This window comes from Roseovarius sp. THAF8 (assembly GCF_009363735.1).
Lineage (GTDB): Bacteria > Pseudomonadota > Alphaproteobacteria > Rhodobacterales > Rhodobacteraceae > Roseovarius.
Window position 1 is genome coordinate 2,383,071 of sequence record NZ_CP045410.1, and the last position, 22,734, is coordinate 2,405,804.

The 22,734-nt window shown below is 65.5% G+C and carries 20 protein-coding genes and 1 tRNA gene; 9 read left to right on the forward strand and 12 right to left on the reverse strand.

Features of this window, described 5'->3' with window-relative positions:
* Positions 1-10: 10 nt before the first annotated feature.
* The 7 genes from addA to regB form a co-directional block, all read right to left on the reverse strand.
* Positions 11-3,373 carry a double-strand break repair helicase AddA gene (gene addA, locus FIU85_RS11675; protein WP_152497010.1) on the reverse strand — a complete coding sequence of 1,121 codons (3,363 nt, stop codon included), beginning with the start codon at positions 3,371-3,373 and terminating at the stop codon, positions 11-13.
* Positions 3,367-6,318, reverse strand: a complete 2,952-nt coding sequence (gene addB / locus FIU85_RS11680) for a double-strand break repair protein AddB (RefSeq protein ID WP_152497011.1) — start codon at positions 6,316-6,318, stop codon at positions 3,367-3,369. The genes addA and addB overlap by 7 nt, the downstream gene beginning before the upstream one ends.
* On the reverse strand, positions 6,311-7,003 hold the full coding sequence (locus tag FIU85_RS11685) for a nucleotidyltransferase family protein (protein ID WP_152497012.1): 693 nt from the start codon (positions 7,001-7,003) through the stop codon (positions 6,311-6,313). The genes addB and FIU85_RS11685 overlap by 8 nt, the downstream gene beginning before the upstream one ends.
* The gene (locus FIU85_RS11690) at positions 6,979-8,007 is read right to left on the reverse strand and encodes an aminoglycoside phosphotransferase family protein (protein WP_152497013.1); all 1,029 of its coding nucleotides are present in this window, start codon (positions 8,005-8,007) and stop codon (positions 6,979-6,981) included. The genes FIU85_RS11685 and FIU85_RS11690 overlap by 25 nt, the downstream gene beginning before the upstream one ends.
* Positions 8,000-8,476, reverse strand: coding sequence for a tRNA (adenosine(37)-N6)-threonylcarbamoyltransferase complex ATPase subunit type 1 TsaE (gene tsaE / locus FIU85_RS11695; RefSeq protein WP_152494231.1), 477 nt, complete (start codon positions 8,474-8,476; stop codon positions 8,000-8,002). The genes FIU85_RS11690 and tsaE overlap by 8 nt, the downstream gene beginning before the upstream one ends.
* Before the next feature lie 47 nt (positions 8,477-8,523).
* Complete coding sequence (locus FIU85_RS11700; protein ID WP_152497014.1) at positions 8,524-10,032, reverse strand: PAS-domain containing protein; 1,509 nt, start codon at positions 10,030-10,032, stop codon at positions 8,524-8,526.
* A 72-nt stretch (positions 10,033-10,104) separates the two neighbouring features.
* Entirely contained in the window at positions 10,105-11,499 is a 1,395-nt protein-coding gene (regB, locus tag FIU85_RS11705) for a sensor histidine kinase RegB (protein ID WP_152497015.1), read from the reverse strand.
* 88 nt (positions 11,500-11,587) lie between these two features.
* Here regB and FIU85_RS11710 point away from each other — a divergent pair, with 88 nt between their 5' ends.
* Both FIU85_RS11710 and FIU85_RS11715 read left to right on the forward strand, forming a co-directional pair.
* Positions 11,588-12,214 carry an SCO family protein gene (locus FIU85_RS11710; RefSeq protein WP_152497016.1) on the forward strand — a complete coding sequence of 209 codons (627 nt, stop codon included), beginning with the start codon at positions 11,588-11,590 and terminating at the stop codon, positions 12,212-12,214.
* 68 nt (positions 12,215-12,282) lie between these two features.
* Positions 12,283-12,834, forward strand: a complete 552-nt coding sequence (locus tag FIU85_RS11715) for an ActR/PrrA/RegA family redox response regulator transcription factor (RefSeq protein ID WP_152494227.1) — start codon at positions 12,283-12,285, stop codon at positions 12,832-12,834.
* Here the strand turns inward: FIU85_RS11715 and FIU85_RS11720 are convergent.
* Positions 12,823-13,314, reverse strand: coding sequence for a GNAT family N-acetyltransferase (locus FIU85_RS11720; RefSeq protein ID WP_152497017.1), 492 nt, complete (start codon positions 13,312-13,314; stop codon positions 12,823-12,825). The two genes, FIU85_RS11715 and FIU85_RS11720, sit on opposite strands and share 12 nt — an antisense overlap.
* The gene (locus tag FIU85_RS11725; RefSeq protein WP_254701750.1) at positions 13,311-13,904 is read right to left on the reverse strand and encodes an HD family hydrolase; all 594 of its coding nucleotides are present in this window, start codon (positions 13,902-13,904) and stop codon (positions 13,311-13,313) included. The genes FIU85_RS11720 and FIU85_RS11725 overlap by 4 nt, the downstream gene beginning before the upstream one ends.
* Positions 13,905-14,171: 267 nt before the next feature.
* Here FIU85_RS11725 and FIU85_RS11730 point away from each other — a divergent pair, with 267 nt between their 5' ends.
* From FIU85_RS11730 to FIU85_RS11745, 4 genes are all read left to right on the forward strand, one after another.
* The gene (locus tag FIU85_RS11730; protein WP_152497018.1) at positions 14,172-14,486 is read left to right on the forward strand and encodes a hypothetical protein; all 315 of its coding nucleotides are present in this window, start codon (positions 14,172-14,174) and stop codon (positions 14,484-14,486) included.
* Positions 14,487-14,602: 116 nt separating this feature from the next.
* On the forward strand, positions 14,603-15,991 hold the full coding sequence (gene ahcY / locus FIU85_RS11735) for an adenosylhomocysteinase (RefSeq protein WP_152497019.1): 1,389 nt from the start codon (positions 14,603-14,605) through the stop codon (positions 15,989-15,991).
* 165 nt (positions 15,992-16,156) lie between these two features.
* On the forward strand, positions 16,157-16,987 hold the full coding sequence (locus FIU85_RS11740; protein ID WP_172978872.1) for a PRC-barrel domain-containing protein: 831 nt from the start codon (positions 16,157-16,159) through the stop codon (positions 16,985-16,987).
* A gap of 215 nt (positions 16,988-17,202) precedes the next feature.
* Positions 17,203-17,544, forward strand: coding sequence for a DUF2853 family protein (locus FIU85_RS11745; RefSeq protein WP_152494222.1), 342 nt, complete (start codon positions 17,203-17,205; stop codon positions 17,542-17,544).
* Between the two features lie 59 nt (positions 17,545-17,603).
* On the opposite strand, the gene FIU85_RS11750 is transcribed toward FIU85_RS11745, so the two are convergent.
* Positions 17,604-18,146, reverse strand: coding sequence for a hypothetical protein (locus FIU85_RS11750; protein ID WP_152497021.1), 543 nt, complete (start codon positions 18,144-18,146; stop codon positions 17,604-17,606).
* A 150-nt stretch (positions 18,147-18,296) separates the two neighbouring features.
* Positions 18,297-18,383, reverse strand: a tRNA-Leu gene (locus FIU85_RS11755).
* Positions 18,384-18,531: 148 nt separating this feature from the next.
* Here FIU85_RS11755 and FIU85_RS11760 point away from each other — a divergent pair.
* Both FIU85_RS11760 and FIU85_RS11765 read left to right on the forward strand, forming a co-directional pair.
* Positions 18,532-19,515 (forward strand): complex I NDUFA9 subunit family protein, encoded by a 984-nt coding sequence (locus tag FIU85_RS11760; RefSeq protein ID WP_152494220.1) that lies wholly within the window; start codon positions 18,532-18,534, stop codon positions 19,513-19,515.
* Positions 19,512-20,246 (forward strand): hypothetical protein, encoded by a 735-nt coding sequence (locus FIU85_RS11765; RefSeq protein ID WP_152497022.1) that lies wholly within the window; start codon positions 19,512-19,514, stop codon positions 20,244-20,246. The genes FIU85_RS11760 and FIU85_RS11765 overlap by 4 nt, the downstream gene beginning before the upstream one ends.
* Here FIU85_RS11765 and FIU85_RS11770 read toward each other — a convergent pair.
* Positions 20,237-21,040 (reverse strand): undecaprenyl-diphosphate phosphatase, encoded by an 804-nt coding sequence (locus FIU85_RS11770; protein ID WP_152494218.1) that lies wholly within the window; start codon positions 21,038-21,040, stop codon positions 20,237-20,239. The two genes, FIU85_RS11765 and FIU85_RS11770, sit on opposite strands and share 10 nt — an antisense overlap.
* Before the next feature lie 214 nt (positions 21,041-21,254).
* Here FIU85_RS11770 and FIU85_RS11775 point away from each other — a divergent pair, with 214 nt between their 5' ends.
* Complete coding sequence (locus FIU85_RS11775) at positions 21,255-22,691, forward strand: NAD(P)-dependent oxidoreductase (protein ID WP_172978873.1); 1,437 nt, start codon at positions 21,255-21,257, stop codon at positions 22,689-22,691.
* Positions 22,692-22,734: the final 43 nt, after the last annotated feature.

The following is a 22,734-nucleotide window of genomic DNA, read 5'->3' on the forward strand; positions in this document are numbered from 1 at the left end:
GTAGGGAGCGTCAAGCTATATGGGTGTCGGCCAGCGCCTGTGTCACAAGATCGTGTGGCAGGGGCATGAGCGTGGCGGTGCGGGTCCAGAGCAGCGCGGTCTCGATGGCGCGGTCGGGATAAATCTGTTGCAGGGCATGGGCATAGGCGCCCATCTGCCGCAAGAGGCCAGAGGGAACATCGGCCGGCGTGGCGGGGACGACGGCGTTGGTCTTGAAATCGACGGCAAGGATTTTCTCGGGCGTCACGATCAGGCGGTCGATCGTGCCGTGAATCCGCCGGCCACCCAGCGCGTCGATATGGGCGGAAACCGGGACCTCGGCCAGTGCCTCGGGGGTAAAGAGCATGTGCAGGTTATCTTGCGTCAGGACGGCTTGGGCCTCGGCCAGCAAGAGGGTCAGATCCTGCCCCTGCGCGGCGTCGGGACCGTGGGCCAGGACGGAGGCGGCCCTGTCGGCCCAGTCGTCCGGGGCCAGTTGCGGCAGAACTTCCAGCAGGCGGTGCACCTGGCGGCCGCGGCGCTTGGCGGCGTCTTCGTCCAGCCCCGCCTCGCCCGGCAGCGCCTTGTCGCCGCCAAGGTCGGTGGAGGGGGCAAGGGTTTCGGGCGCGGCCGGCGCGGGCCTGGCGGGGTCGGCAAAAAAGGTGGGAAGCGTGACGGTTTCGGCCTCGGCCTTTTGGGCCGATTCAGGCTCTAGCCCGGCCCAGTTTCCGCCTTGCAGGCGCAGCCCCTGCCCCGCGTCGAAGACATGCTCGACAGCGTTCGACCGCAGCATTCCGCCGCGCACCTTGCTGTACCAGTCGCGACCTTCGCGATCGAGATCGCCCGCGGCGGACACGATCAGCCATTGCTCGGCCCGGGTCATGGCGACGTAAAGCAGCCGGTCCCGCTCGGCCCATTGCGCGTCCCGCTCGGCCGCGTCCAGGGGCTGAAGTGGCGTGGGCAGATCGTCCTTGCGGGGCCGCCACAGAGCGGTGTCGCCCGCCGCGATCAGCCTGGCCTCGACCCGCAGGTCGCGCTTGGCGCTGTCGGGCAGGATGACGATGGGCGACTCGAGCCCCTTGGCGGCGTGGGCGGTCATCACGCGGATCCGGTCGCCCGCGCCGTCCAGCTGGCGCTTGATCTCCAAATCGTCGGTTTCCATCCAGACCAGAAAGCCCGTCAGGCTGTCGACCGCGTTCTGCTCGTAGGCCATGGCCTGGGACAAGAGCGCGTCGATGCCGTCTTCCGCCTCGGACCCCAGCCGCGCCAGCAGCCGCGCGCGCCCGTCGTGGCGCGTGAGAATACGCTCGATCATGTCATAGGGGCGCAGGTAGTCGGAGGCGTCGCGCAGATCGTCGAGAATGGCGAAGGTTTCGGGAAACTCCGCCGCGCGGTCGCGCAGCGCCTGCCAGAGATAGCGTTGCTGGCGGTAATGCGCGAGATCGAAGATCTGCCCCTCGCTCCAGCCGAAAAGCGGCGACCGCAGGGCGGTGGCGAGCGACAGGCTGTCCTCGGGCGTGGCGAGGAAGGACAGGAGGGCGGCGATGTCCCGCACGGCGAGTTCCGCGCCGACGCGCAGGCGGTCGGCACCGGCGACGTTCAGCCCCTGGGATTTGCAGGCGCGGATGATCTCGTGAAAGAGGTCGGAGCGGCGCTGCACGAGGATGAGGATGTCGCCCTCGGTGATCGCGCGCGCCGATGTACCGTCCTTCGACGGCAGGGGTGTGCCCAGCATCGCCTTTATGTTCCGGGCCGTCTGCGCGGCCAGGCGCGTTGCCGGATCGCCGGGCGTCATGATGTCGACGGGGTCGTACCACTCGGGCGGGTCTTCGGCCTCTTCCTTTTCGACCGGCGGCCACAGATCGACGCGGCCCGGCATGCCGGCGTGGAACGCCTTGTGCGGTTCGCGCTGGGTAAAGCCGCTGGCCTCCAGCCCGCTAAAGGTTTCATCCACCAGCGACAGGATGGTCTGCGCCGAGCGGAAGGAAAACTCCATCTCCATGTCCTGCAAGGGCGCGTCGGTGACGTCCAGCTTGGCGCGGAAATCCTCCTTCATGCGGTCGAACCCTTCGGGATCGGCGCCCTGGAAGGAATAGATCGACTGCTTCTTGTCGCCGACGACGAAGATCGTCCGCTCCCGATCGGCGCGGGCGCCGCTGCCGCTGGTGAATTCCTGCGACAGGCGCTCGATCAGGGTCCATTGGACCGGGCTGGTGTCCTGCGCCTCGTCGACGAGGATGTGGTCGATGCCGCCGTCGAGCTTGAACAGCACCCAGTCGGCGACCTTGGGATCGTCCAGCAGGTCGCGGCTGCGCAGGATGAGGTCGTCGAAATCCAGCATCCCGCGCGCTTCCTTGGCGGCGGCATAGGCGGGCAGGAAAACCGCGGCGAAGCGATGCAGGACACGCGTCATGGCCCGGGCGTCGAGGGCGAGGCGGGTCTCGCGCGCCGCCTCGACGCGGGCCATGAAGGCGTTGAGTTTCTCTGTCAGATCGGGGTTGCTTTCGCGCAGGGCCTTGGTCGGGAAAGAGCCTATCTTGGCGGAAAACGGCGATTTTGCACTGCTGCCGGTGAGGAAGACATCCTCGAGGATCGGCAGCGCCTGGAGCGACGGGATGTCGGCCATGGTCAGCTTGACCGCTGCGGTGGCCTCCGTCTTGCTGCCCGCGGTCAGCAAGGGGAGCAGGGTGACCATCAGGTCGGCCTCGCCACCCGGAAAGACGGACGCGACGAGCGTCTGCGCGGTGTCATCCGGTTTCAGCCCGAACAGGGCGGAAAGCCGTGCATCGTCGACAGGCCGTGACAGGAGGTCCCGCTTGCCGACGATTTCCCGGGTCAGGCTCTCGAAATCCTCGCCGGTATATTGTTCGGCCACATCGTAGAGCAGCTGCGCGTCGGACCCGTTGGCGATTGTCTCGACCACCTCGGCCCGCAGCAGGGCGGCGGCGCGGTCCTCCATCTCGGTAAATTGCGGGCTGACGCCGGCCTCGAGCGGAAAACGGCGCAAGAGGGCCGAACAGAACGAGTGGATGGTCTGGATCTTGAGCCCGCCGGGCGTCTCGATGGCGACTGCGAACAGGCGGCGCGCCTCGCGCAGGCGCTCGGGCGTGATCGCGCCGTCGATGCCTAGGCCCGTCAACTGCGCTTCCAGCCTGGCGTCGGGCAGCATCGCCCACTCGCCCAGCCGGTCGAACAGGCGGTTCTGCATCTCGGATGCGGCGGCCTTGGTGTAGGTCAGGCACAGGATGTTTTGCGGGTCTGTTCCAGCCAAAAGCAGCCGCGCGACCCGGTCGGTCAGCACCTTGGTCTTGCCCGATCCGGCATTGGCCGACAGCCATGTCGAGCGCCCGGGCCGCGCGGCGTCGATCTGGCGCTGGGTGGCGTCGTCTACCATCTGCCCACCTTTTCGGGGTTCGCCGTGTCGGTGATGTCCCACTCGCCGAAGCGGGCAAGCCGGTCATAGTCGCCCTGCATGTCCCGTGTCTTCATCGCGCGGCGCGAAAGGTAGCCCTGGTTTGCATCCATGTAGCGGCTGATGAGGTCCTTCAACTCCGCCCAGACCCGATCGGGCGGGGCGTCTTCGAGGGGCGCCGGCACTTCCTTGGGGTCGCCGGTCAGCCCGATGAATACGGCGCGTTCCACCGGGCCGGGCGCCAGCTCGCCGAACCCGGCGCGTTCGGCCAGGGCGGCCTCCAGCAGAAGCTGCTTTTCGAACGCCTTTTGCGACTTGGCGGAGGGCGGCGCGCCGGTCTTGTAATCGTAGATATGCAGGCGACCGCCCGCGTCCATGTCGATCCGGTCGGCCTTGGCGGTCAGCGTGAAATCCAGCGGGTCGAGCCGCGCCGAGGCCTGTTGCTCGAACGCGGTGGGCCGGGCCAGGGTGCGGCGCTGCGTCTCGGTGTCGACGAACCACGCGGCGATGCGGGCCATGCGCGCAAGCCAGAGCGCACGCGCCTCGCCCCAGGGCACGGTTTCCGCCAGAACAGAGACTGTTTGATCGGTCAAAAAGGCGGGTGTCAGCCTCTCGGGATCATCCATCGTGGCCTTGATGACATGCTCCAGCACGTCATGCAGAACCTCGCCGCGCAGGCGGGCATCGGGCGCGCGCATCAGCGGGTCGAGCGGGCGCAGGCGCAGGATCTTTTCGGCATAGATCGCGTAGGGATCCCGGATCAGCTTTTCGATCCGGGTGACGGACAGCTCCCTGGGGCGCGTCCCGACCGGCGGGATCGGCGCGGGACGGGGGGCCGACGGGGCGGGATCGACGGCTTCGAACGCCTCGGCGCGCGCGATGGCGGTCAGGCCACGGGTCTTCATGCCCTCCAGCGCGGCCTGGCCACCTTCGGCCGGCAGGCCCTTCAGAAGGTTGGTCAGACGATTGAGCCAACGCGAGGGCACCGTCTGCGCGTCGTCGGACCGGATGGCGCGGGTGATCCACACCTCCTTTGTGGCGGTCACGGCCTGCTGGAAATCATGCGCCGCCAGGCCGATGCGCCGCTCGGGCAGCAGGAGCCCGGCCTCGTGCCGCATGGCGCGGTTCAGCCAGGGGTCGCGCGGCGGCGTCTCGGGCCAGGTGCCTTCGTTCAGCCCGGCGAGGATCAGAAGGTCGGCGCCCTGCACGCGCGCCTCGAGCGTGCCCCAGATCAGCACGCGGGGGTCGGTTTCCAGCTGCTGCCGCACGGTGCCGCGCGACAGCACCGCGTGAAACAGGTTGATATAGTCGATGGCGCGCATCGCCTGCCCGTACCCGGCGTTTTCGGCCAGTTCAGAGACGCTTTTCCAAGCTTCGCGCCCGGCATCCTCGTCCCAGAGGCGCAGCGGCGCGTCCGGCTCCGGCCCGCGCGAGATGGCCTCGGCGAGGGTCATATGCGCCTCGACACGCGCCCCCAAGGCGAGGCTTTCGGGCATGGCATTATCGAAGAAGTTGGCGCGCAGCCAGGCCAGCCAGGTGGCGAGATAGGGGTCGTCGATCTTGTCGGCCCAGGCGTCGAGCGTTTGCAGGGTCGGAACGGGCGGGCCATTGCGGCGCAGGTAAAGCTCCAGCTCTCGCGTGAGGCGCAGATGCGGGCCGCGCTGTCCCGCGCCGTGTGTCAGCGGATGTTTCAGAAGCGTCAGCAGTTGCGCGGCGTCGAGCGGCGCGTTTAGGCATTCGGCCACGTGGCGCAGAAAGCGGCCGGGCGCGGAATGGTGCAGCGGCATGCCCGCGCTGTCGTCGGGCGTAATGCCCCAGCGATCGAGCGCCGAGGCGACGCGGCGCGTGAGCGTCCGGTCGGGTGTGATCAGGGCGGCGGTCTGGCCGTCTTCGACCGCCTCGCGCAGGCGCATCGCGATGCAAAGCGCCTCAATCCGAGCCGAGGGCGCCTCCAGCAGGGTCATGTCGTCGGTGGCCGGGCCGATGTCTGCGGCAAGCGCGGGGCCGTGCGACAGCCACTCGTCCGTCACCGGCGCGGGGCGCAGCGCGAGAGAGACCAGGCGGTTGCGTTGGGGCGAGACAGGCTCTGACCCCGGCCAGTGCCGGATGATGGATGGCGGGCTGTCCAGGTCCGCCAGAAGCTGGGCAAAGCGGTATTGCGGATGGTCTTCGCTGCGGTCGGGTGTGTCCTGCAACCGGGTCCAGACGTGCTCTGGCTGATCGGCGTCGAAGCCGGGCAGGACCACCGCGCCCTGCGGCAATGTCGCCACCGTCTTCATCAACAGGCGCGTGGCCCCGCGCGAGCCGGTCGAACCGGCAAGGATGATGGGGTGGTCGGGCGGCCGGGATTGCCACATCCGGGCATAGGTTTCGATCACCCGCCTTTGGCGCGTTTCCACGTCGGGCGCATCTTCGTCGGTTTCGAAATAGGGACTGATTATACCCAGGAAGGTCTTGATGCGCTCCCAATGGCCCGACTGGTCGCCGGTGTCGATGCGCGTGATGTGGTCCGGCGTAACCCCCTCGCCGTGCATTTCGTTCATCAGCTTGGCCAGGCTGTCGGACAGGTCGTAAAGCGCGGCGCGGGGCGCAAGATCAGGCTCCTGGTCAAGCAGCGCCGCAACGACCTTGGTCAGTTCCAGCCGCCGACGAAGGGGCGGAATGGGGTCGGGGATATGGGCCAGGCCCAGCGTTTCGCCGAAATCGGTGACCAGGCTGATCCGGGGCAGCAGGCGCGCCGGCCCCGCGTCGAACAGCGCGCGGATGCGGCGGCCCATGCGGCGGGTGTTGACGATGAGATGGACGCGGGCCAGCGCCTCGGGCGGTTGGCCGGCATAGGCATGGCACAGCCCATCGATCAGCGCCCTGGGAAAATCGGCGCCGAGCGGGACGCCGAAGACGCGCGGCGTGTCCTGCGGCTCAAACATCGGTGCCTCGCAGCATGGCTTCGGCGAGGGCTATCCCCTCGGGCGTGCCCACGTCGCACCACCGGCCCGCATAGCTCACGGCGTGCAGCCGGCCTTCGTCGAGCATGCGGTTCCACAGGATGTTGAGCGAAAAGGCGCGATCCGGGATGTCGGCAAGCCCGTCGGTTTTCAGGATCTGAACGCCGGAATAGATGGCCCCGGCACCCCGGGCGGCGCGGTCATCGGGGCCGATGACGAAATCGCCCGCGCCGGCATGGCCGATGGCATTTTCCGGTGGCACGCAAAGCAGGAGCGCGTCCATCTGGCCGGGATCCCACGCCGCGGCAAGCTGTTCCAGCGGGTTGGGGCCGGCCCAGACGGCATCCGTGTTCATGGTGAAGACCGGGCCGTCACCCAGGAGCGGCAGGGCCTTGCGCAGGCCGCCGCCGGTTTCCAGGATATCGGGCTGTTCCTCGGATATCGTGATGTCGCGCCCGGCCAGGTGCGCGGCAACCTGGGCCGACAGGTAATGCGTGTTGACCACGACGCGCCGTGGCCCCTGCGCCGTGACGAGGTCGAGCGCGTGGTCGATCAGCGGCTTGCCCGCCACCTCGATCAGCGGCTTGGGCCGGGTCGCTGTCAACCGGCCCATCCGCGTGCCGAACCCGGCGGCAAAGAGCATCACTGCATCTGGGGTGTCGCGCATTTCGATTTCAGCTTTTCCATGAGGGCGGCGTCGGGCGGGGGCAGCGCGCGGTCCAGCAGCGCCTTGAGCGGGGCGAGGGCCGGATGCGCGAGATCGCGTTGCAGCAGGCCCCAGACGCGGGGGATCAGGTCGACGTAATGCGCCTTGCCGTCGCGGATGCAGAGCCGCGCGAAGACGCCGAGAATCCTCAGGTTGCGCTGGGCGCCGAGCGCCGCATAGGCGGTGGCGAAGGCCTGCGGATCCTGTGCGGTCTGGAGGGCGTATCGGTCTCGCATGTGAATTTCGAGGTCCGCCGGTACATCCCGGCGGGCGTCCTGCAACAGCGAGACGAGGTCATAGGCCCGGTGGCCCAGCATCGCGTCCTGGAAATCCAGCAGCCCGACACGGGCAACCCCCTTGCGATCGGGCAGCCACAGAAGATTCTGCGCGTGATAGTCGCGCTGGATGAGGACATCGCAGTCGGCGGCATGTTCGGCCAGAAGGTCCTGCAAACAGGCCTCGAACCCGGGCCGTTCCGTGCTATCGGTCGTGTCCGTCGCGCCGGGCACGTACCAGTCGAACACCAGCGCCGAAAGCGCGGTGGCGGTGGCCGGATCATAGGGGGCCAGCCCGTCGGGCGCCGGCTGGGCATGAAGATGCACCAGGACGTCGATTGCGGTGGAATAGAGCCTGTCCTCGAGGTCCGGGTTGCGCGGGACGATGCTGGCGAACAGCGCATCTCCGAGGTCTTCGAGCAGCAGGAACCCCGCGTCGTCGTCGCGGTGAAGGATGTGCGGCGCACTGAGGCCGACAGACGTCAGATAGGTGGCGATTTTCACGAACGGGTGGACATCCTCGCCCTTTTCCGGCGGCGCGTCCATCAGCACGGCGCGCTGGGCGTTGGAGGGCCGGATCAGGCGCAGGTAGCGCCGGTTCGAGGCGTCCCCGGCAAGGTGAGACACCACCGCGTCGCCCCAGCCGGCGTTTTCGACAAAGGCTTCGATCTGTGCGTTGCGATCAGTCATTCGACAGCTCCCCTACCCTGTCACCCCATCGCGGATCGGACCATGCGAAGTCAAGCACGCGCCGGTCGGGATCGGCCTGCGGCATGAAGGTGAGCGACAGGGCATTGGCCGGGGCCAGATCGCCAAGGCGGTCGGGCCATTCCACCAGCGCCACCGAGGTTTCGAAAGCCTCGAGCAGGCCCAGCTCGATCACCTCGTCGGGGTTGGTGAGACGGTAGAGATCGGTGTGCCAGACATCGAAACCGGGGGTCTCGTAGGTCTGGACCAGGGTGAAGGTGGGCGAGGGAACATCCTCGGGGGCGGGCAGCAGCGACTGGATCAGGTTGCGCGCAAAATGTGTCTTTCCGGCCCCGACCGGCCCGGTGAGCAGCAGCACGTCGCCGACACGCAAGACCGCACCGACCCGTCGGGCGAGCGTGGCGGTGGCCTCGGGATCGGCCAGGGTGATTTGCAGCGTTCGCGCGGGCATGGCCCGACACTACACCGCAGCGTGCCACCTGCAACACAAAGGCGGCGTCAGGCCTGTGCTTTCGCGTGTGAGCGCGACGTGCCGTGCTGTGACAGAAGCGTGATGATCGCAGAGTTTCCCGGCAGATGGCCGACCCGGCATATCAGCGTGCTGTCGTCCGGTTGCGGCAGCGTCTCTTCCAGCGCGGCGCGGTTCAGAACCGCCTGCTCCACCCGGTCCCAGACCCCGTCGCGCGACAGGGAGTCGCGGCAGACGGTCACCACCTCGCGCAGGGTCATGTCGGCGAAGGAGGCATCGGGATCAATGCCCAGCAGCTGTCGGCAGGGCCGGTTGCACAATGACACGATATTGTCCGGCCCGAAGACGATCTTGGCCTCGTCGCTGGCATCGAGGACGGCCTCGCACAGGGAAATCTGGCTGCGGAAGTGGCGGGCGAGCGAGACGTTGTCGGTGATATCCTCGAACAGGAACGCGATGGCCCCGTCCGGGTGCGGGCGCCCGGTGACGCGGTAGGTCATGCCGTTCGGCAGGTTCCAGTCCTCGAGATAGAGTCCGCCGGCGGCGCTGCTGATCATGGTCTCGATCTGGTTGCGCCAGGAGGCGTAATTCTTCGGTTCCGGCAGAACGCGGTTGTCGCGCAGGCTGTCGAAGAACTGGATCAGCGAGGGCTGCGACGACAGGATCGGCGCGGGCAGTCCGGTCAGGTCCAGGAGCGCGGGATTGAACAGCGCCAGGTTGCGGTGCCGGTCGAACACCGCAAGCCCGGTGGTGAGGTTGGCGAAGATCTTGGTCAGGGTCTGGATGAACTCGCGGCGCAGCGCCTCGGCATTGGCGACCTGCGTGACGTCGGTTGCGAACACGGCCCGAACGTCGCCGGCGCGGATATGGACCACCTCGCAGACCCTGTCTTCGGCCGTGGCCGGGCCGGGCATCCGCAGGCGCGTGGGCGTGTCCTTTGCGGTTGCCGTGTCGATCAAATGCTGTGCCTGCGCGGGGTCGTAGCCGGCGAAGACCGCGTTCTGCCAGAGCATCCGGCCGGCGGGATCAAGGATGCGCACGGCGCAGGGGGCCTTGTCGAACACCGTCTGGTAGCGCGTGATCGTGGCGCTGAGCCGCCGGGTGCGGTGCCGGTCCAGGGGCCCGGCCCGCGTCGGATCCGTCACCTGGACTCGGCCGCCATCGTTGAAGCGCGACAACGACAGCGTTGCCATGTCGTCTGCGTCGGTCGCGGGCAGGTCGCGCAACTCGCCATCGTCGAGATCCTCGAGCGATCGGGGCAGCGGCCCGAACCGGGAGCCCAGCCAACTGCGCAGGCTGGGCCATGTGCCGATGTCGCCGGAGGCAACCCCCGGCATCGTTTCGGCCGGGGTATCCTGGTCGACGAGGATGTCGTCCTGGAACACGAAGGTCGCGCGGTGCCCGAAGCCGGATGTCGTGTTTCGCGAACCGGGGGTATAGGACGACCAGGATCGGCCAAGCGCCCACAGCACGAGCAGCGAAACGGCGGCCGAGGCCATGAGCGTGGCGGCGAGAAAGAGAGGCGAAAAGCCATCCATGCAAGGCGTCCTGGTCCAAAGACGCGGCTAGCTTGCCCTTTCAAGGTTAACGGGTCGTTAACGGGGGCGATGTCAGCCCTGGATCAGCTGGTTGTCCCCCAGCGATTGCCGCCCGCGCTGGTCGTCGGTTTCAAGGCTGCTTCGCGGCCAGGAGACCTCGACGAACGCGCCGGTGCGCTCGGCATATGCTTCCTTCTTGCGCAGGTCGTCGCTGCCGTTGGCAAAGGTCAGGTCGGCGCCGGACCGTTCCAGCAGGGTCTTGGCAATGAAAAGGCCCAGGCCCATGCCTTCGTATTCGGGACGCTGGGGATCGGGACGCGGTGCGCGGCGGCGGATGAACGGCTCGCCGATCCGGCCCAGGAAGTGCTGTGGATAGCCGCGCCCGTCATCCATGATCCGGACGGTGATGGTCCGGTCGGTCCATTCGCTGTCGATCCATACCCTGTTCCGGCTGAAATCGACCGCGTTCTGGATAAGGTTGCGCAGGCCGTGGATGACCTCGGGGCGGCGCAGAACGGTGGGTTGCGCGCCCTCGTGGGCGATGTCGGCGACGATCTCGAACCGGATGTCCTTGCCGCGGTTGAGATGCGGCTCGGCGGCTTCTTCGAGCAGGGCCGAGAGGGGCGCGCGGCGCAGGTGCAGGTCGTCCTTGCCCGCGCGCCCCATGGACCGCAGGATATCGCGGCAGCGGTCGGCCTGTTCGCGGATCAGCAGGGCATCGTCGCGCAGCTCCGGGTGGTCGTCCAGCTCCTCTGCCAGTTCCGCGCTGGTCAGCTTGATCGTCGCCAAGGGCGTGCCCAGCTCGTGCGCCGCGGCGGCCACCACGCCGCCCAGGTCCGTCAGTTTCTGTTCGCGGGCCAGCGCCATCTGCGTGGCCTGCAACGCCTCCGACATGGCGTACATTTCCGAGACAATCCGGCGGGAATAGACCCCGAGGAACACCACCGCGATCAGGATCGCGACCCAGTTTCCGAACAGGAAAAGATCGGGGATGAACAGCCGTTCGCCGGTCTGCGTGGTCAGCGGCATGAAGAACCGCGTCAGCGCCGATGTGATCAGGATCGCCATCCCGCCAAGAAAGATCGTCGATCCTGCGGTCAGCGCCGAGGCCGACACCGTCACCGGGCCCACGATCAGGATCGAGAACGGGTTGTTCAGACCTCCTGTCAGGTACAGCAGCACGCCGAGCTGCAGCATGTCGAACAGGACAACCAGCAGCGTCTGGCGCTGGCTGAGGCGCTTGTTTTCCGGAAAGATGAAATACGCCGTGACATTCGAGATGATCGACAGGCCGACGAAGAAATAGCACATGCCGAAGGCGAGGCTGAGCCCAAGCACGTATTGCGCCACCAGAAGTGCCGACAGCTGGCCGGTCACCGCCCACCAGCGCAGCATGATCAGCGTGCGCAGGGGGATCGACTGTCGGCCCGAGCCGAAATCCTGTGGCGGCGCGTGGGTGTGTGCCATGCGTGATCTTGTCTCTCTTTCCTTCGGCGAAGGGTGACTTTAGATGTGCCACAGGCAAGTGGATATTCCTAGCGTGAGGGCAGGCGTCATGACACGAGTTTACGCAATTCTGGCAGGTGTGGCCGTGATCGTGCTGCTGGGTGTGACCTATTTCGTCACCCAGCGCGGCGGAAACGGGGACGATCAATTCGCGCAATGCCGGGGCGGGGCGGTGGCCGGCGGCGCCGGTGCCATCGGCGGGCCGTTCACCCTGGTCAGCGAAACCGGCGAGACGGTGACCGAAGAGGACGTGATCGACAAGCCGTCGCTGATCTACTTCGGCTATACCTTCTGCCCCGATGTCTGCCCCATCGACAATGCGCGCAACGTGGCTGCCGTCGATATCCTGGAAGAACGCGGCAAGGACGTGAAGCCGGTGTTCATCACCGTCGACCCCGAGCGCGACACGGCCGAGGTGATGCGCGAGTTCACCGATGCCTTCCACCCCGACCTTCTGGGCCTGACGGGCAGCGAGGAACAGGTGAAGGCGGCGACCACCGCCTATCGCGCCTTCTCGGCCAAGCAGGACAGCGACGATCCCGACTATTACCTCGTGGATCACTCGACCTTCACCTATCTCACCCTGCCCGAGCACGGTTTTGTCGAGTTTTTCCGGCGGGATGACACCGCCGAGCAGATGGCCGACCGTGTCCAGTGCTACTTAGATGCCAGTTGACCCTGCGATAGTTTGACGCATCATGGGGGTGGCGCTACACCTTAAGGCGCGAGCGGGAGGAGACTTGCATGACAGCCGGACAGACCGAGATCGGAGCCGACAGGACGTTGCTTCTTGTCGATGACGACGAACCCTTTCTGCGGCGCCTTGCAAAGGCGATGGAAAAGCGGGGGTTCGAGGTGGAAATGGCCGGCTCGGTGGCGGCAGGACAAGCCATCGCCACGGCGCGGCCGCCGGCCTATGCCGTCTGCGATTTGCGGCTGGAGGACGGCAATGGCCTCGACGTGGTGGAGACGATCCGTGAAAAGCGGCCCGACAGCAGGGTTGTGGTGCTGACAGGCTATGGCGCGATTGCCACCGCCGTTGCGGCGGTGAAGATCGGCGCGACGGACTACCTGTCGAAACCCGCTGACGCGACCGACATCACCAACGCGCTGCTGGCCAAGGACGACGAGATGCCGCCGCCGCCCGACAACCCGATGAGCGCCGACCGCGTGCGGTGGGAGCATATCCAGCGGGTCTATGAGCTGTGCGACCGCAATGTCAGCGAAACCGCGCGGCGGCTGAATATGCACCGCCGGACCTTGCAGCGCATCCTGGCGAAACGCTCACCGCGATAAGTCGTACCGTTTGCAAATGCGGTCGACGGTGGTGCCGTCGGCCAGCACGGTGTCGGGCAGACGCCTGTAATCCTCGAACCCCTTGCTTTGGTAATAGGTCAGGCCGCTGTCGTTGTCGGCGCGGATCGTGGCGTTGATCCATGCGTACCCGATGCGCCTGGCGCGCCGCTTGGTCGCCTCGAAGAGTTTCGAGCCGATGCCAAGTCCTGTCTGGCCCAGACGGACGAAAGTGGCGATGTCGGCGGCCTCGGGCGGCAGGTCGGGATGCGGGCCGATATGTTGAAACCCGAGCACAAGCGCGGCGTCGTCCTCGGCCAGACTCCACGCGTTTTGGCCGGGATAGAGACGCATTTCGGCCTGCATCTCTTGCGGCATAATGGCCGTCGTTCGCGCCGTGGTGCCACCCTTGGCGACGATCTCGTTCAACAGCTCGGCCATCTGTCGGGCATCGAGCGGATTGGCCTGCCGGACATGGATCATTCGGTCAGGCGCATCAGTTCGGCGTGGCGGGCGGTATAGTCGGCGCGGGCCTCCATCGGCGGGCGCAGCACGATGCGCAGGCCGTCGATGATGTCTGCCGGGGGCGTGCCGAAGAAACGAGTCGCTTCGGCCTCGGAAAAGCCGGCGATGGTCGTGGCCTCCATCCAGGCGCTGATCTTGTCGGCCTTCTTGATCATCTTCTTGACCGGCGCCGGGATCGCGGCGGGCAGGCCAAAGCGCAGATGCACCGCTGCCGCCAGCCGCTTGTCGAGCTCGTCATAGGCCGGGCCGACCGCGTTCTTCACCGGAGAGATCATGTCGCCGATCACGTATTCCGGCGCATCGTGCAAGAGCGCGGCCAGCTGCCATTTCGGCTCGGGGCGCGGAATCAGGCGGGAATAGAGCCTCTCCACGAGCAGGGAATGCTCGGCCACCGAATAGGCGAAATCGCCGTCGGTCTGCCCGTTCCAGCGCGCCACGAAGGCAAGGCCGTGGGCGATATCCTCGATCTCGATGTCGACGGGCGTCGGGTCCAGCAGGTCGAGCCGGCGACCGGACAGCATCTTTTGCCAGGCACGGGGAGGTGGCACGGCGGACTCCGTTACAAGGACGTTTTTTCATGGTTTAGGCCCGGGCCAGCCGAATTGCAAAGCCTCGCTGGCGGGGCCGTTGCCACACAAATGCCACATTTGCGCCGCACGTTGACCGCATCGCATCACTGCTGCCAACGATGCCGGGCTTTTGAGGCAATAATAACAATCGAGCACCGCCCCGCATCGACGTGACCGCGACAAAAAAACGAGGCGTGCCGGGTCTGCTGCGGCCTGCCTTTGATAAACCTGTGAAAGGAGCTTGAGATGATCAGGCAACTGACAGCGGTCTGGGCAGCATCGGGCGCAATCGTCATCGGCGCACCGGCCATCGCCGCGCAATGTGCGGACCGCGAAACGGTGGTAGAGCGGCTTGCCGCACATTACGACGAACAGCCCACCGCCGCCGGGCTGCAGACCGAGGACGACTCGCAGGCGCTGGTCGAGATATGGTCGTCGCAGAACACCGGAACGTTCACCGTGATGATGACGATGCCCGACGGCATGACCTGTATCGTGGCATCGGGCACCGACTGGCACCAGAAAGAGCCGGGCGCGCCGGTCCTCGGATCGGCAAGCTAGATCGGGTTTTCGTCAATTTGGCGTCAACCCGGGGCGCGATCCGCGCGACTGTGGATTGCCCATGTCTTGGCCGGGTGCTATCTGCCTTGCAACATTGGAATGCAAGGATCGTCGAGATGGCAAAAGACTACGTGGTCAAGGATATCAGCCTTGCCGCTTACGGGCGCAAGGAACTGGATATCGCCGAAACCGAGATGCCGGGCCTGATGGCCCTGCGCGAGGAATACGGGGCAGACAAACCGCTGAAGGGCGCGCGCATCGTCGGCAGCCTGCACATGACGATCCAGACCGCCGTTCTGATCGAGACGCTGGTGGAACTGGGCGCCGATGTGCGCTGGGCGTCGTGCAACATCTTTTCCACGCAGGACCACGCCGCGGCAGCGATTGCCGAGGGCGGCACGCCGGTCTTCGCAATCAAGGGCCAGACGCTGGAAGAGCATTGGGATTACCTCGACAAGTCCTTCATGTTCGAGGACGGGCCGAACATGATCCTCGACGATGGCGGCGACGCGACGCTCTATGTCCTGTTGGGCGCACGCGCCGAGGCGGGCGAAGACATCATCCCTACGCCGACCTCGGAAGAGGAAGAGGTCATCAAGGCGCAGATCAAGAAGCGGATGGAGGCTTCCCCCGGCTGGTTCACCAAGATCCGCGACCAGATCAAGGGCGTCAGCGAGGAAACCACCACCGGGGTCAATCGCCTCTATCAACTGGTGCGCGACGGGCAGCTGCCGTTCCCTGCGATCAACGTGAATGACAGCGTCACCAAGTCGAAGTTCGACAACAAGTATGGCTGCAAGGAAAGCCTTGTCGATGGCATCCGCCGCGCCACCGACACGATGATGGCCGGCAAGGTCGCCGTGGTCATGGGCTATGGCGACGTGGGCAAAGGCTCGGCCGCCTCGCTGAAAGGTGCCGGCGCGCGGGTGATCGTGACCGAGGTCGACCCCATTTGCGCGCTTCAGGCCGCGATGGACGGCTTCCAGGTGACGACGCTGGAGGATGTGGTGAAGACCGCCGACATCTTCGTCACCACCACCGGCAACAAGGACGTGATCCGCATCGAGCACATGCGCGAGATGAAGGACATGGCGATCGTCGGCAATATCGGCCACTTCGACAACGAGATCCAGGTCGCCAGCCTGAAGAACCACAAGTGGACCAACATCAAGGAACAGGTGGACATGATCGAGATGCCCTCGGGCAACCGCATCATCCTGCTGTCCGAGGGACGCCTGCTGAACCTCGGCAATGCCACCGGCCACCCGTCCTTCGTGATGTCCGCCAGCTTTACCAACCAGGTTCTTGCGCAGATCGAGCTGTGGAAGAACGGCGGTGAGTACGAGAACAAGGTCTACATCCTGCCCAAGCATCTGGATGAAAAGGTCGCCCGCCTGCACCTGGACCGGATCGGCGTGAAGCTGACCCAGCTGGCGAAAGAGCAAGCCGATTATATCGGCGTCTCGCCCGAAGGCCCGTACAAGCCGGAACATTACCGCTACTGAAAACGGACGGGGTTTCGCGGAAACCCCGAATATTCAGGGCCCTACCCGCCTTTCTCGGCAAAAAAATGCCGCCCCGCATCCCGCCGGGCGGCATTTTCGATTCCGGCGGGAACTATCTTCGTCCGGGCGATGTTGAGGCGACATAACGCAAAGGAGGAAGATCCAATGTATAAGACCCTGACAACTTCTGTTGCCGCCATTGCCCTGATGACCGGCGCAGCCATTGCCCAATCCGATACGGATGCCGAAGGCACGCTCACCACCGAGCAGTCGGTTGAGGCGGAAACCCAGGACACGTCGGAGCAGCTGGAACAGAGCGCCGAGAATACGGGCGAAGCTGTCGAAGACGCTGCCGAAGATTCGGCACAGGCCGTTGAAAACACGGCAGAAGACGCGGCCGAAGGTGCCGAGGACATGGCCGAAGGCGCAGCCGACGCGACTGAGGACGCAGCCGATGATGTTGCCGAATCGACCGACGAAGCCGCTGACGACATGACCGCCAGCGACGTTGCCACGGACACCGAAGCCGATGCCGAGACGTCGGACGAAAACATGGCCGCGGACACTGAAACCAATGCTGAAACCGAGTCGTCCGACAACATGGCGGCCGACACCGAAGCCGACACCGAGATGGGTGCCGGCGACGGGAACGCGGTCACCAGCACCGAAGGTGGCATGGACAGCAGCTTCAGCGGCATGCTGGTCGGCGACATCCTTGGCCAGAACGTGACCACCCAAGCCGGTGAAGACGTCGGCGAGATCGACTACATCGTGCGCCAAGGTGAAAGCCTTGCTGCCGTGATCGGCATCGGTGGCTTCCTTGGCCTGGGCGAATACACCGTCGCCATCCCGCTGGAAGAGTTCTCGATGGCCCCCGAAGGCGAAGGCATGATGCTGAGCTCGTGGACCGAGGAAGAACTGAAGGCACAGCCCGAGTTCGATGAGACCGGCGTGGAAGGTCTGGAAGACGACGTGCCGCTCGACACCGCGATGTAAATCGTACCCCTGCATCGGTACGCAGGCGCTGGGCGCTCTCCTTCGGAGGGCGCCCTTTGCGTGTCCGCATCGGGTGCCGCGCCGGGCCGTTCCGGGGAATGCCGGCGAGAATTCCCTTTGTCGGGTGTCCGTCTGTGGCTATCCTGCCCGTGGCTTTCACGCCGGAACTGAAAACACACCCCGGTGGGACGCCGGGACAGGTGGGAGAAGACTTTATGGGACGCCGTGACGAATTGATCGCAAGATATGCTGACGATTTGAAAACGAAATGCGGGATGACCCCGGACATGGACCTGTTGACCAAGGTCACGATCGGCTGCGGGCCGGCGATTTACAACGCCGACGCCGCGACCGTGGCAGCTGGCCAGGACCACGAGCTTGAAACCATCAAGGACAATTTCCTGATCAAGAAGCTGGGTCTGTCCGACGGGCCGCAACTGATGGATGCGATCAACCAGTGCATCGAAACCTACGGCAAGTCCGAGCGCAACAAGTACCGCGCGGTGATCTATTACATGCTGACCAAGCATTTCGGCAAGGAATCGGCCTACGGCTGAGACCGGCCGAGAGTGTCAGGCGCCCGCCCCCTTCGGCGGGCGTTTTCGCGTGCAACGCCTCAGCGCGACAGGCCGGGATCCCGCCCGCCCCGATTGGGAACGGATTTCACCACGATCCGCGTGGCCGGCCCGCGTGTGCCGTCCGGCGCGACAAGCACCGCGTTGAACACCGCGTCGATCCTCTGCTCCTCGGATGGCTGTCCGTCATACCACGCGTTGCCAAGGGTCAGCGTGTCGGCGGCCGCGTCGTCAAGCATGACCGGCCCTTTCGGAAACACGAAATCGTGGAACCGGCCCTCGGCCAGCGTCACCTCCGCCCCGATCTGGCCCAGCGTGAAGGGCGCGCCGGGCGGCAGCGCCAGTTCGACACTGATATAGCCCATTCCCCCGCAGAGCGACGACTCGCCCGGCGCCCCGCGCGCCAGCGACGCGTTGCGGATCACGGGTTTGGTCCGGGCCACGTACCGGGCGATCTCGTCCGGCGCCGCCGTACCCGGGCGCGGCTCGTAAGGGACGTGGAAAATCGCCGGCGGTTCACAGGCGAACCCCGCAAGCGGCAGCAGGGCACCAGCCACGAAGGCCAGAAGGATACGACATTTCATGCCACGTACTCCGACAGAAGGACGGCGCGTATCATAGCACGCCCCTGCAAAATGGGTCGCGGTTTCGCGTCTGCCGGTTCAGATTTCGGGAGTGTCGCCGTCGAAAACCCCCTAAGAGACAAGGCATCCCTGAATGTTGGGGTTGACGAATGGTGCCCAGGAGAGGACTCGAACCTCCACGTCCATACGGACACTAGCACCTGAAGCTAGCGCGTCTACCAATTCCGCCACCTGGGCAGGTGTCGTGGAGGCGCATTTAGACATCTGGCCGGGGCGTGTCAACGTCGATTCGTGCGGATAATTCGGATTGGTCAATTCGCCTTGTCGATTTCCACCATCACGTCTAGTAGAATGGAACCCAAAGGCGCAGACGGGAGCACCAACCATGTCCAGGCTTGTCACCATTTACGGCGGATCGGGGTTTGTCGGGCGGTATATCGCACGGCGGATGGCGCAGAAGGGCTGGCGCGTGCGGGTCGCGGTGCGCCGCCCGCACGAGGCGATTTTCGTCAAGCCCTATGGCGTGGTGGGACAGGTCGCGCCGGTCGCCTGCAACCTTCGCGACGATGACAGCGTGCGCTCGGTAATGCGCGGCGCGGACGCGGTGATCAACTGCGTCGGCACGTTCGACCGGCGCGGCAAGAACAACTTTGACGCCATCCAGGTGGAGGGCGCGCGCCGCGTCGCGAAGATGGCGTCGGAGACGGGCGTTGGCCGCATGGTCCAGATCTCGGCCATCGGCGCCGACGTTGACTCGCCCAGCATCTATGCCCAAACGAAAGCCAAAGGCGAAGAGGCGGTGCTGGAGCACATGCCCGAGGCCGTGATCCTGCGACCGTCGGTGATCTTCGGGCACGAGGACAATTTCTTCAACCGGTTCGCCGGCATGACCAAATTCTCGCCGGTTCTGCCCGTGGTGGGCGGCGCGACAAGATTCCAGCCGGTCTATGTCGACAATGTCGCCGAGGCCGCGGTGATGGGCGCGACGGGCGACGCCGCGCCTGGCATCTACGAACTGGGCGGGCCGGACGTGCACACCTTCCGCGAGCTGATGCAGCAGATGCTGGACGTGATCCGTCGCCGCCGACTGATCGTGAACATTCCCTTCGCGCTGGCGCGGCCCATGGGCATCGTGATGGACGGCGTGGAATTTCTCAGCGGCGGCCTGATCCCGGCACAGATCACGCGCGACCAGGTCGACAGCCTGAAGCGCGACAACGTGGTGTCGGAGGGCGCCAAGGGCCTCGATGCGCTGGGTATCCATCCCACGGCGATGGAGGCGGTGCTGTCCGATTACCTGTGGCGGTTCCGTCCATCGGGCCAGTATTCGGACATCAAGGAATCGGCGCGCAACCTGCGCCAGGGATGATCCGCCGCGCGATATTGGCGGCGCTCCTGCTTGTGTGCTCCGCGCTTGCCACCGCGGCGCAACCGATCCCGGAACAGCAGGCGCAATTGTTCCTCGACTTTGCGCGGGACGTGTCGGGCAATGACCCGCAGGTCATGTCCACCACCCGCGCGCTGATCGAAACGCCGCCCACGACGCTGGAAACCATCGGCTTTTACGGCCTCGAAGACGCCCCGGCGCCCGAGCGCACGCTGCGCGGGATCATCAGCCTGCTCGACGCGCAGGGGCATCTGATTGGAATCGAGGACAAGTACATCTTCGAGATGCCGCTGGTGCTGGAACAGCAGGGGCTGGCCGATTTCGCGGGCGATCCGCGCAAGGATGTGATGCGCCTGTTTCCGGGTGAGGTAGACCCTGACTCCGGGCCGACGGCGGATCAGTGGCGCGCCTTCCGCCACGGGTTCGGCGGCCATGTTCGCGCGATCGAGAAAGCCATGGCGCGCAAGGGGCATGTGCTCATGTCGCTGGATCTGCCGCTGGGCGACACGTTGCACCTGTGGTGCGCCTCGCCCGAGATGGCCGAGAAGTGGCGCGGCACGGCGCTATACTTCGGGATCAACACGGTGACGGAGCGGCACTTTTCCACCGTCACGGTCAGCGTGACCGATCCCGCCTGGGACGATTACTGGGGGTTCCTGACCTATGCGCTGTTCATCCCCGAGCGCTATAGCGCGGTGCCGGATTACGAATAGGCCACGACCAGCAGCACGAGGCCAAGGACGATCCGGTAGATCACGTAAGGCGTAAACGACACGCTGCGCAGGAGCCGCATCATCAGGGTCAGCGCCAGCAGCGCCGACACGAAGGCGAACGCGGCGGCGATGGCGCTGTCGCGGATCAGCCCGATATTGGCGGTGTAGACCGCCTCTGCCCCCAGGAACACGCCGCTTTCAATGATCACGGGGATCGACATCAGCATCGAAAGTCGCGCCGCGTCGGACCGGCCATAGCCCATGAATCGCGCGCCGGTGATCGTTATCCCTGATCGCGACGTGCCGGGGATCAGCGCGATGGCCTGCCAGACGCCCATCACCATGGCATCGCGCAACGACCAGTCGCGCGCCTCGCGCGTTGCCTCGCCGGCCTGGTCGGACCAGTAGAGCACGATGCCGAAGACCAGCATCGTCCAGCCGATCACGGCGATCGACCGCATGTCGTCGTCCAGCCCCGTCATTTTCAAGAGCACGCCAAAGGCCACCACGGGGATCGACGACACGATCAGCAGGAAGGCCAGCTTGGACCCTTCCGTGTCGATCCGCCCCGTGACGGCGCGGGGCAGGCCCGACAGCGCCAGTTTCACATCGGACCAGAAATACAGGATCACGGCGAAGAGCGTGCCGACATGCACCGCCACGTCGATCGCCTGTCCCTGGTCGTCCAGTCCGGTCAGGCCCGGCAATAGAATGAGGTGCCCCGAGGACGACACCGGCAAGAACTCGGTGATCCCCTGAATCACGGCCACAAGGATGAGGTGGAAAAGCGGCATCTGCTCTGCTTCGTCTTTTTTTCTTAGCTATACTGCAAAGTGGATCAGAGGAAAGCGCGCATTTAAGTCCGGTTCGGACCTAAGTTTTTGATCAAACTTGACGCGAGCAGGGTCGGCAGATAAAAATAATGGAATATAGGTCAACTGTGCTGACTTTATTTTATCGTGACCTTGCACTAGACCATGTAGACCGAGGCGATCTTTGGAGAGAATCGTGGCAAAAACACCGATGCTGAAATTCGTGTCCGTCGAGCGGGACATGCCCACCAAGCGTACCGCTGATGCGCGCCGGGAAGATTTCAACGAGATCTATGCCGAATACGCCGACGAGAAGGCGAAAGAGCAGTCCGGCCGGTGCAGCCAGTGCGGCGTGCCCTATTGCCAGAACCATTGCCCGCTGCACAACAACATCCCCGACTGGCTGCGCCTGACCGCCGAGGGGCGGCTCCGGGAGGCCTACGAGGTCAGCCAGGCGACCAACACCTTCCCCGAGATCTGTGGCCGCATCTGCCCGCAGGACCGCCTGTGCGAAGGCAATTGCGTGATCGAGAAATCGGGCCACGGCACCGTCACCATCGGCGCGGTCGAGAAATACATCACGGACACCGCCTGGGAGGAAGGCTGGGTGCAACCCATCGCGCCCCTCCAGGAGCGCGAGGAAAGCGTCGGCATCATCGGCGCGGGCCCCGGTGGCCTTGCGGCGGCGGATGTGCTGCGCAATGCCGGCGTGCAGGTCACGGTCTATGACCGCTACGACCGCGCCGGCGGGCTGCTGACCTATGGCATCCCCGGCTTCAAGCTGGAAAAACACGTGGTCATGCGCCGCAACGACCAACTGGAAAAAGGCGGCGTCGAGTTCGTGCTGAACTGTGACGTGGGCACCGACATCACCTTTGACGAGATTCGCCGGAAACACACCGCCGTCCTCATTGCGACGGGTGTCTACAAGAGCCGCGAATTGCCCGGCCCCGGCGCCGGTGCCGCCGGCATCGTGCGGGCCATCGACTACCTGACCGCGTCGAACCGCAAGAGCTTTGGCGACGATGTGCCCGAGTTCGAAAGCGGCGAGCTGAATGCCGAAGGCAAGCGCGTGGTGGTCATCGGCGGCGGCGACACCGCGATGGACTGCGTGCGCACCGCGATCCGCCAAGGCGCCACGTCGGTGAAGTGTCTCTATCGCCGCGACAGGGCCAACATGCCGGGCTCGCAACGCGAAGTGATGAACGCCGAGGAAGAAGGCGTGGAATTCGAGTGGCTTTCCGCCCCCAAGGCGTTCCACGGCGACCCGGTGACCTCCGTCAAGGTGCAGCAGATGCGCCTTGGCTCGCCCGACGCGACGGGCCGGCAAAGCCCCGAGGAAATCGAGGGCGCGGATTATGACGAACCCGCCGACCTGGTGATCAAGGCGCTGGGCTTCGAGGCCGAGGAGCTGCCGACGCTGTGGGGCCAGGACGAGCTGACCGTGACCCGCTGGGGCACCATCCGCGCCGAGTTCACCAGCGGCAAGACGTCCCTGCCGGGCGTCTATGCGGTGGGCGACATCGTGCGCGGCGCGAGCCTGGTGGTCTGGGCGATCCGCGACGGGCGTGACGCCGCTGCGGCAATCCTTGAAGAAATGGACGCCGGCGCAACGGCGGTGGCGGCGGAATAAGCGTATTTCGCTAGCTTAGAGACTGTTTTCCGGGCCACGCCCG